Source organism: Phycicoccus elongatus Lp2, from assembly GCF_000367525.1.
In the GTDB taxonomy this organism is placed as follows: Bacteria; Actinomycetota; Actinomycetes; order Actinomycetales; family Dermatophilaceae; genus Phycicoccus_A; species Phycicoccus_A elongatus.
Map to the genome: position 1 here is coordinate 2,139,187 of NZ_HF570956.1, position 7,981 is coordinate 2,147,167.

General features: G+C 72.9%; 11 protein-coding genes and 1 pseudogene. 7 read left to right on the top strand and 5 right to left on the bottom strand.

Features of this window, described 5'->3' with window-relative positions; all coding sequences use genetic code 11:
• The 5 genes and pseudogenes from BN10_RS10330 to BN10_RS17385 all read left to right on the top strand — a co-directional run.
• Positions 1–332 (top strand): annotated as a pseudogene (locus BN10_RS10330) (alcohol dehydrogenase); the annotation flags it as partial.
• A 99-nt stretch (positions 333–431) separates the two neighbouring features.
• Entirely contained in the window at positions 432–1,895 is a 1,464-nt protein-coding gene (locus BN10_RS10335) for an NAD(P)/FAD-dependent oxidoreductase (RefSeq protein ID WP_010851189.1), read from the top strand.
• A gap of 4 nt (positions 1,896–1,899) precedes the next feature.
• Positions 1,900–2,076: a hypothetical protein gene (locus tag BN10_RS17380; RefSeq protein ID WP_010851190.1), complete on the top strand. Its 177-nt coding sequence runs from the start codon at positions 1,900–1,902 to the stop codon at positions 2,074–2,076.
• A 14-nt stretch (positions 2,077–2,090) separates the two neighbouring features.
• Positions 2,091–2,729, top strand: a complete 639-nt coding sequence (locus BN10_RS10340; protein WP_010851191.1) for a class I SAM-dependent methyltransferase — start codon at positions 2,091–2,093, stop codon at positions 2,727–2,729.
• Positions 2,730–2,765: 36 nt separating this feature from the next.
• Positions 2,766–3,422 carry a ferritin family protein gene (locus BN10_RS17385; RefSeq protein ID WP_010851192.1) on the top strand — a complete coding sequence of 219 codons (657 nt, stop codon included), beginning with the start codon at positions 2,766–2,768 and terminating at the stop codon, positions 3,420–3,422.
• Between the two features lie 54 nt (positions 3,423–3,476).
• On the opposite strand, the gene BN10_RS16910 is transcribed toward BN10_RS17385, so the two are convergent.
• Positions 3,477–3,638: a hypothetical protein gene (locus BN10_RS16910; protein ID WP_156917208.1), complete on the bottom strand. Its 162-nt coding sequence runs from the start codon at positions 3,636–3,638 to the stop codon at positions 3,477–3,479.
• Positions 3,639–3,701: 63 nt separating this feature from the next.
• Between BN10_RS16910 and BN10_RS10350 the strand changes: the two genes are divergently transcribed.
• The gene (locus BN10_RS10350; protein WP_010851193.1) at positions 3,702–5,381 is read left to right on the top strand and encodes an FAD-dependent oxidoreductase; all 1,680 of its coding nucleotides are present in this window, start codon (positions 3,702–3,704) and stop codon (positions 5,379–5,381) included.
• 76 nt (positions 5,382–5,457) lie between these two features.
• On the opposite strand, the gene BN10_RS10355 is transcribed toward BN10_RS10350, so the two are convergent.
• Genes BN10_RS10355 through BN10_RS10370 form a run of 4 tightly spaced genes read right to left on the bottom strand, consistent with a single transcriptional unit; the run spans position 5,458 to position 7,479 of the window.
• Positions 5,458–6,174 carry an MBL fold metallo-hydrolase gene (locus tag BN10_RS10355; RefSeq protein ID WP_010851194.1) on the bottom strand — a complete coding sequence of 239 codons (717 nt, stop codon included), beginning with the start codon at positions 6,172–6,174 and terminating at the stop codon, positions 5,458–5,460.
• A gap of 5 nt (positions 6,175–6,179) precedes the next feature.
• Entirely contained in the window at positions 6,180–6,785 is a 606-nt protein-coding gene (locus BN10_RS10360) for a class I SAM-dependent methyltransferase (protein WP_010851195.1), read from the bottom strand.
• A 1-nt stretch (position 6,786) separates the two neighbouring features.
• A complete protein-coding gene (locus tag BN10_RS10365; protein ID WP_010851196.1) occupies positions 6,787–7,062 on the bottom strand; it encodes a metal-sensitive transcriptional regulator in 276 nt (91 codons plus the stop codon).
• A gap of 42 nt (positions 7,063–7,104) precedes the next feature.
• Positions 7,105–7,479 carry a thioredoxin family protein gene (locus BN10_RS10370; RefSeq protein ID WP_040751461.1) on the bottom strand — a complete coding sequence of 125 codons (375 nt, stop codon included), beginning with the start codon at positions 7,477–7,479 and terminating at the stop codon, positions 7,105–7,107.
• A 153-nt stretch (positions 7,480–7,632) separates the two neighbouring features.
• Between BN10_RS10370 and BN10_RS10375 the strand changes: the two genes are divergently transcribed.
• Positions 7,633–7,981, top strand: a 349-nt coding sequence (locus BN10_RS10375) for a sulfite exporter TauE/SafE family protein (RefSeq protein ID WP_156917209.1), incomplete at its 3' end; no start/stop codon positions are given.

The following is a 7,981-nucleotide window of genomic DNA, read 5'->3' on the forward strand; positions in this document are numbered from 1 at the left end:
CCCTCGGCTCGCCCGGGACGGCGCGCGCGGGCGTGCTCTGCCTCCGGCGCCGCGGCCGACACGTCCAGGTCGGGCTGCTGCCGCCCGCCGCCGGGGCCGCTCCGATACCCATGGACCGGGTCATCGCGTGGGAGCTCGACGTCCTCGGTAGCCACGGCATGGACGCGCGGGCCTACCCCGCGCTGCTCGACGACGTGCGGGCCGGTCGCATCCCGCTGGCCTCGATGCTCGACGGTCGCGGACCCCTGGGGCTCGAAGCCGCGGCCAAGGCGCTGCCCGACATGGGGTCCTCGTTCTCGCGGGGCATCGTCCTCGTCGACCCCACCCGCTAGGGGTTCATACCCCCTAGGGTATTTGTCAATATACCTATGGGGGTATACCTTCGGATCAGCGGCCGGACCGACCGCACCACCGCGTCGAAGGAGGACCCCATGGCCGACGTCGTCGTCCTGGGAGCCGGCGTCGCCGGCCACACCGCCGCGCTGCACCTGCGACGGCTGCTGCCCAAGAACAACACCGTGACGGTCGTGACACCGAACAGCCAGTGGAACTGGATCCCGTCGAACATCTGGGTCGGGGTGGGCCAGATGGGCAAGTCGGACGTCGTCTTCCCGCTCGCGCCCGTCTATGCCAAGCAGGGCATCGCCTATGTCCAGGCCAAGGCCGTCGGCCTCCATCCGGCCGGCATCGAGGGCGCGGCCGACTCCCGCCCGGCGGTCGAGGTCGAGTCCACCGCGCCGGACCGGCAGGGCGAGTCCAGCACCCTCCACTACGACTACCTCGTCAACGCCACCGGCCCGCAGCTGAAGTTCGGCGCCACCGAGGGGCTTGGCCCGCAGCACGGGCACACCGTCTCGGTGTGCACCGCCGACCACGCCGTCGAGGCCGCGGCCCGCCTCGCCGAGACGATCGACCGGCTGCGCGCCGGGGAGTCGCAGACCCTCGTCACCGGCATGGGCCACGGCACCTGCACCTGCGAGGGCGCAGCCTTCGAGTACGTCTTCAACGTCGACCACGAGCTCCGGCAGGCCGGGGTCCGCGACCGCGCCCGGCTCATCTACCTCACGAACGAGGCCGCGCTCGGTGACTTCGGCGTCGGCGGCATGACCTTCGGGCAGAACGGCTTCGAGACCACGAGCGAGCTCTGGACCGCCTCCCTGTTCCGCGAGCGCGAGGTCGATGCCATCCTCGGGGCGCACGTCCACTCGGTCGAGTCGGGCCTGGTCCACTACGAGACCCTCGACGGCCAGGACCACACCCTCGCCTTCGACTTCGCGATGCTGCTGCCGCCCTTCGGCGGCGTCCCACTGTGGGCCAAGGACCGGGCGGGGAACGACATCACGAGCGAGCTCTTCGCCCCCTCGGGCTTCATGAAGGTCGACGCCGACTACTCGGGCAAGCCCTACGAGGAGTGGAAGGCCGACGACTGGCCGCTGACCTACATGGCCCAGGGCTACGACAACATCTGGGCCGCCGGCATCGCCTTCGCCCCGCCGCACCAGATTTCCCGGCCCCGCAGGAGCCCCCGCGGCACCGTCATCACCCCCTCGCCGCCCCGGACCGGCATGCCGTCCGGCGTGCAGGGGAAGGTGGCCGCCGAGTCGATCGCGGCCCGGATCAAGCAGGGCCCCTCGGCCCGCCCGGTCGAGGCCTCGATGGCCCGGATGGGCGCCGCCTGCGTGGCCTCGGCCGGCACCGGCCTGCGGAAGGGATCGGCGGCCTCGATGACGATGATGCCGATCGTGCCGGACTTCGACCGCTTCGCCACCGGACGCGACCTCAGCGACACGCGCGGCGAGATCGGCCTCGCGGGTCACTGGACCAAGCTCATGCTGCACCACCTCTTCATCCACAAGGCCAAGGCCCGCTTCGGCTGGCAGTTCATCCCGGAGTGACCCCATGACGACGACCCCCGGCGCGGGCCCCGAGCCCGTCACCCCGACCGCCGACCTCACGAAGGCGCCGCTCCCCACGAAGCGGACCCTTCGCGCCCGGCGCAGCCTCCCGTTGCAGGCAGGCCGTTTCGCCCTCATCAACGCGCGCATGATGCGGATGGTGCTCAAGGGCCATCACTGACGCACACTGGCGTCATGAGGGCTCCACGATGGTGGGACGAGCACGTCCTGCCGCGGCTCGTCGACCGCACCATGTCGGGGCCGCAGGTCGAGGAGCTCCGCGCCGCCACCTGCGGCCGTGACGCCGTGCGCGGGCTCGTCGTCGAGGTCGGTTTCGGCTCCGGCCGCAACCTCGCGCACTACGGCCCCGACGTGACGGGCGTGCTCGCCGTCGAGCCGGCCGACCTGGCGTGGGAGCGCGCCCTGCCGCGCATCGCCGCCTTCGGCCGACCGGTCGAGCGGGTCGGCACCGACGCCGCCGGCCTCGACCTGTCGACGGCATCGGTCGACGCGGTGGTCTCGACGTGGACCCTGTGCACGATCCCCGCCCTGACGAACGCGCTGGCGGAGATCGCGCGCGTCCTCCGACCCGGCGGCGCCCTCCACTTCGTCGAGCACACGACGAGCGACCACCCGGCTCTCGCGCGCGCCCAGGCAGTGGTCCAACCCGTGTGGGGCGCCTGGGCCGGCGGCTGCCACCTCGACCGGGACATCCCCGGGGAGCTCGAGCGGGCGGCATACGCCCTCACCAGCCACGGGCGAAGGGGATGGTTCGTGTCCGGGAGCGCCCGCCCCATGGCACACAGCGGACACAGCACACCCACAGGGAGCTGACAACCTGCTTCATACCTCCGGGGGTATGACTGAGGCATGACCACGAGAAGCGCAGCCCTCATCCTCACGGCCGTGGCCCTCCTGGGCCTGACGGCCTGCAGCGCGGCCTCACCGGGGGCCGCCACCGGCCCCACACCGACGGTCACCACCGGCTCACCGTCTGCCGGATCGGCGGCCACGGGGCCATCGACCACCGCGTCCACCCCGGCGCCTGCCGGCTCAGAGCCCACGAGCACCCTCGCTCCCGGGGCCACGGCCGCGCCGGCCACGGTCGACACCCCCGCGGAGCAGGCCGCCTGGGCAGCCCTCATGGACCCGACCGGTGAGTATGCCGCCTACGCGAGCTACGCCGCGGTCCTCGACCGCCACGGCACCGTGCAGCCCTATGCGCGGATCGCCGCGGCCGAGGAGCGGCACATCGCGGCCCTCGTGCGGCAGCTGGAGCGGATGGGCGTCGAGGTGCCCGCCAACCCCTACCTCGGGAAGGTCACGGCCCCTGATGACCTGCTGGCGGCCGCCACGGCTTGGGCCGAGGGCGAGGTCGACAATGTCGCGCTCTACGACCGGCTCATCGACCAGGTCGCCGGCGACCAGGCCCTCACCCGCGTGTTCGAGAACCTCCGGCGCGCTTCGCAGGAGAGCCATCTGCCGGCCTTCGAGGCGGCAGCGGCCAATGGCGGCACGACGGGCTGACGCCGGACACGACGACGGGCCGACGCCGGTGGCGTCGGCCCGTCGTGGGTCGCGTCAGCGACCGAAGAGCTTGCTGAAGAAGCCCTGTCCGGGCTCGTCCTGGTGCCCCTGGCAGCGCTGACCCTGCGGGACCCCCCGCAACACCTGGTCGACGTGCTGGCCACAGCCGGCCCACGTCGTCTTGCCACACTTACGGCAGGTCACTGCTCGGCACATGCTGGTTCCTCCACGGTCGGGTCCGGTCCTGCAGGACGATACCCTAGGGGGTATCATTGTGTCATGTCTAGCGCGTCACGCACCGTTGTTATCGTCGGCGGCGTCGCCGGCGGCATGTCCACCGCGACCCGGCTGCGCCGTCTCGACGAGACTGCGCGGATCATCGTCGTGGAGCGCAGTGGCCACGTCTCCTTCGCCAACTGCGGCCTGCCCTACCACGTGGGCGGGGTCATCGAGGCGCGGTCGGCGCTGCTCCTGCAGACGCCGGCCTCGCTGGGGGCCCGCTTCGAGCTCGACGTGCGCGTGCGGACCGAGGCCGTGGCCATCGACCCGGCCGCCCACCGCGTGACCCTGCGCGACCTCGCCTCCGGCGTCGAGGAGGAGGTCACCTACGACGCCCTCGTCCTCTCCCCCGGCGCCCGCCCGGTGCGCCCCCCGATCCCCGGCATCGAGCGCGCCCTCACCCTGCGCGACATCGAGGACACCGATGTCCTCGTGGCCGCCGTCGCGGCCGCGCAGGGCGTCGAGGCCCGCGGCTTCGACGACGAGTCCCCCGAGCCGGCCACCGCCGTCGTCATCGGCGGGGGCTTCATCGGCGTGGAGCTCACCGAGAACCTCGTCCACCGCGGCATGCAGGTCGCCCTCGTCGAAGCCACCCCCCAGGTGATGGCCCCCCTCGACCCCGAGATGGTCGCCCCGGTGCACCGGGCCCTGCGCGCCGCCGGCGTCGACCTCCACCTCGGTCGGTCCGTGACCGCGATCGGCGTCGAGGACGTGACCCTCGACGACGGCACCGTCCTGCCGGCCGCCCTCGTCGTCGCCGCCATCGGCGTGCGGCCGGACACCACCCTGGCCCAGGCTGCAGGCCTGCGGGTCGGCGACCGGGGCGGCATCGCCGTCGACGAGCACTTCCGCACCAGTGCCCCCGACGTCTACGCCGTCGGCGACGCGGTCGAGAAGGTCGACGGGCTCAGCCACGAGCAGGCCCTCGTCCCGCTCGCCAACACCGCCAACCTCCAGGGCCGTCGGGTCGCCGACGTCATCGCCGGCGACGGCGGCACCGACCGACCGGTCCTCGGCACGGCGATCGTCGGCGTCTTGGGCCTCCAGGTCGCCGCGACGGGCTGGAACGAGAAGCGCCTGCGCGCTGCGGGACGCGCCCACCGCGCCATCCACACCCACCCGGCCTCGCACGCGACCTACTACCCCGGCGCCGCGACGATGGCGCTCAAGCTGCTCGTCGACCCGGAGACCGACGCGATCCTCGGCGCGCAGGGCGTCGGCCGCGAGGGCGTCGACAAGCGCATCGACGTCATCGCCACCGCGATGACGGCTGGCCTGCGCGCCCGCGACCTCGCCGCCCTCGAGCTCGCCTACGCCCCGCAGTTCGGGTCGGCGAAGGACCCGGTCAACATGCTCGGCCACATCGACGACAACCTCCACTCCGGGCTGTCCGCGTGCATCCAGTGGCACGAGCTCGACGCGGCGCTCGCCTCCGAAGCGGCCCTCATCGACGTGCGCACCGCCTCGGAGTTCGCCAAGGGCTCCATCGAGGGCGCGCTCAACATCCCCGTCGACGAGCTGCGCGACCGACTCGACGAGGTGCCCGCGGGCCCGGTCGTGGTCCACTGCGCCGTCGGCCTGCGCGGGCACGTCGCCGCCCGGATCCTGCGCCAGCGCGGGTGGGAGGACGTGCGCAACCTCAGCGGCGGCTACACGACCTGGCGCGCCGGCACGAGCTGAACCTGCCGGCGGCCTCTCTCGCGGCCCGCCCGGTTCCGTGACGCGGTGGTTCGATCTGGACGCGGGAGCTGCTGCGTCAGGGACCGAGGTTCCGGGTCAGCCGGGTCCCACCCGAGCGCTGGGCCGCGAGCCACCGCTGCTGATCGACCACGAAGGCTCGGTCGACGGGCCGGCCGTGGCCCGGCACGAAGGTCCGCGTCCCCGTCGCCAGCAGCACGTCGAGCGACTCGACCCAGCGGTCGAGGGATGACGTGCGGTCGAGCTGCGGGGGCCCGCTCTCCTCGACGAGGTCGCCGGGGATGGCCACCTCCCCGGCCACGAGCGCGAGATCGTATGCCGTGTGCCCACCGAGCACGCGCACCTCGACCCGCAGCCCGCCCAGGTCGAGGACGGCACCGTCCTCGAGGGTGCCGGTCGGTGGTCGCAGGACGTCGGGACGCAGCTCCGGCTCGTGCCCGAGCGCCTCGGACCACTGCTCGCGGGCGCGCGCCTCCCACGCCACTGCGGGCGGTCCCCAGGCCTGGCGCTGCTCGGCCGCCGACCCCGGCTCGTCGAGGAGGACCGCGTTGGCGAACCAGTGGTCCCAGTGGTCATGGGTGTTGACGACGACGAGCGGGAGGGCGGTCAGCTCGCGCACCGCCCGCTGGACCTGACGGCCCTGCCGGGGCCCGCCGCCGGTGTCGACGACGAGGGCCCGCTGTTCACCGCGCACGAGGACGCTGGTGAGCCCGACGGTGGGCGTGCCGACCCGCCACACCGCGTCACTGACGCGCTCGACCTCGACGCCCGGCACGGGCGTCAGCGGCGACGGAGCAGCACGACGGTGTCGAGGGCCGGACGGTCCGCGTCCGGGACGACCCGCTGTCGCAGCTCGGCCCGCTCGACCACGACCGGCAGGCCCTCGACCGAGGCGACGACGTGCTCGGGGTCGAGGAGGATCGCCGGGTCCTGCGGCCCGCCCACCCCCTCGAGGAGGTTGCGGCGCGCGTGGCCGATGACGAGCACCGTGCCCCCGGGCCGGCAGGCCCGCAGACCGGCCGCGATCACGGCATCCCACTCGTCACGGGGCAGGTGGAGGTAGCAGAAGACGACAAGGTCCCGGTCGCCCTCACCGACGAGGGCGGTGGCATCGCCGACGACGGCGGTCAGCCGCGACGCACGCTCCCCGAGCCGGCCGGCGGCCAGGTCGGCGACCCGCTGCACGGCCACCGGGCTGAAGTCGACGGCCTCGACCTCCCAGCCCTGCTCGACGAGCCAGAGGGCGTTGCGGCCCTCGCCGGCCGCGATGTCGAGGGCCCGGCCGGGCGGCATACCGCTGACGAGCTCCTCGACCCAGACGTTGGGCGCGGCCGACCACACGAGGTCGGTCGCGGCATACCGGGCATCCCAGTCGGCGGCCTCCATGTCAGGCGAGGGAGAGGAAGAGCCTCTCCATGGCTGCGACGTCCATCGGGTTGTGCTCCGGGTCCGAGACGCACTGGCGCAGCCCCAGCGAGATCGTGGCGAAGCCGGCGCGGTCGAGCGCCTTGGACACCGCCGCCATCTGGGTGACGATGTCCTGGCACTCCCGGCCGTCCTCGATCATCTTGATGATCCCGCCGATCTGGCCCTGGGCGCGCTTGAGCCGCTTGACGACTGCTTGCATCTCGTCGGCGTCGAGCTCCATGACGTCCCTTCCCATGTCTTACCTGATCTCTGCGGATGGTACCCCGGGTGGTATGGCTCAGCCCTGCGACGCGGCGGCCTGCGCCGCGACCTGGGACCGCACGTCGTCCATGTCGAGGGCCCGGATGCCCTCGATGACCTTCTCGAGCCCGGCCGGCGGCAGCGCCCCGGCCTGCGCGTAGACGAGGATGCCCTCGCGGAAGGCCATGATCGTCGGGATCGAGGTGATCTGGGCCGCCCCGGCGAGCGCCTGCTCGGCCTCGGTGTCGACCTTGCCGAAGACGATGTCCTCGTGCGTGCCGCTCGCCGCCTCATAGGTGGGGGCGAACTGACGGCACGGGCCGCACCACGAGGCCCACCAGTCAACGAGAACGATGTCGTTCTCGGTCACGGTCTTCTCGAAGGTGTCAGCGGTGAGGTCGACGGTGGCCATGGGGCTCCTTGGTTCAATGGTTCGTCTGGACTGGGCCGTACAACGCTCGGAGCGCCCGATGTATGCCGCGGACGCCCACTGGGCGACACACCCCGGGCGGTACGATGCCATGATACCCCCTAGGGTATTGATTCGAGCGAGCGAAAGGACGTCGTGATCACATCGGTCGTGGCCGGGCTGGTCATCGGCGTCATCCTCGGCAGCCTCGGCGGCGGGGGCGCGATCCTGTCCCTGCCCGTCCTCGTCTTCGCCCTCGGCCTGGCCCCGCACGACGCCGCCTCGGCCTCCCTCGTCATCGTCGGCATCACGTCCGCGATCGCGCTCGTGGAGCACGCCCGCGCCGGCCGGGTGCACTGGCGGGACGGGCTCGTCTTCGGGGTCGTCGGCGCGGTGGGCACGGTCTTCGGCACGACGCTGGCGCGCCGGGTCGACGGCCACACGCTGCTCCTCGCCTTCGCCGGCCTGCTCCTCGTCGTCGCCGCCGTCCTCTGGCGGCGCGCCT

Bases quoted from the DNA above. Each gene is read 5' to 3' on its own strand.
- BN10_RS10335 (WP_010851189.1), top strand. From the start codon at position 432: ATGGCCGACGTCGTCGTCCTGGGAGCCGGCGTCGCCGGCCACACCGCC.
- BN10_RS17380 (WP_010851190.1), top strand. From the start codon at position 1,900: ATGACGACGACCCCCGGCGCGGGCCCCGAGCCCGTCACCCCGACCGCC.
- BN10_RS10340 (WP_010851191.1), top strand. From the start codon at position 2,091: ATGAGGGCTCCACGATGGTGGGACGAGCACGTCCTGCCGCGGCTCGTC.
- BN10_RS17385 (WP_010851192.1), top strand. From the start codon at position 2,766: ATGACCACGAGAAGCGCAGCCCTCATCCTCACGGCCGTGGCCCTCCTG.
- BN10_RS16910 (WP_156917208.1), bottom strand. From the start codon at position 3,638: ATGTGCCGAGCAGTGACCTGCCGTAAGTGTGGCAAGACGACGTGGGCC.
- BN10_RS10350 (WP_010851193.1), top strand. From the start codon at position 3,702: ATGTCTAGCGCGTCACGCACCGTTGTTATCGTCGGCGGCGTCGCCGGC.
- BN10_RS10360 (WP_010851195.1), bottom strand. From the start codon at position 6,785: ATGGAGGCCGCCGACTGGGATGCCCGGTATGCCGCGACCGACCTCGTG.
- BN10_RS10365 (WP_010851196.1), bottom strand. From the start codon at position 7,062: ATGGGAAGGGACGTCATGGAGCTCGACGCCGACGAGATGCAAGCAGTC.
- BN10_RS10370 (WP_040751461.1), bottom strand. From the start codon at position 7,479: ATGGCCACCGTCGACCTCACCGCTGACACCTTCGAGAAGACCGTGACC.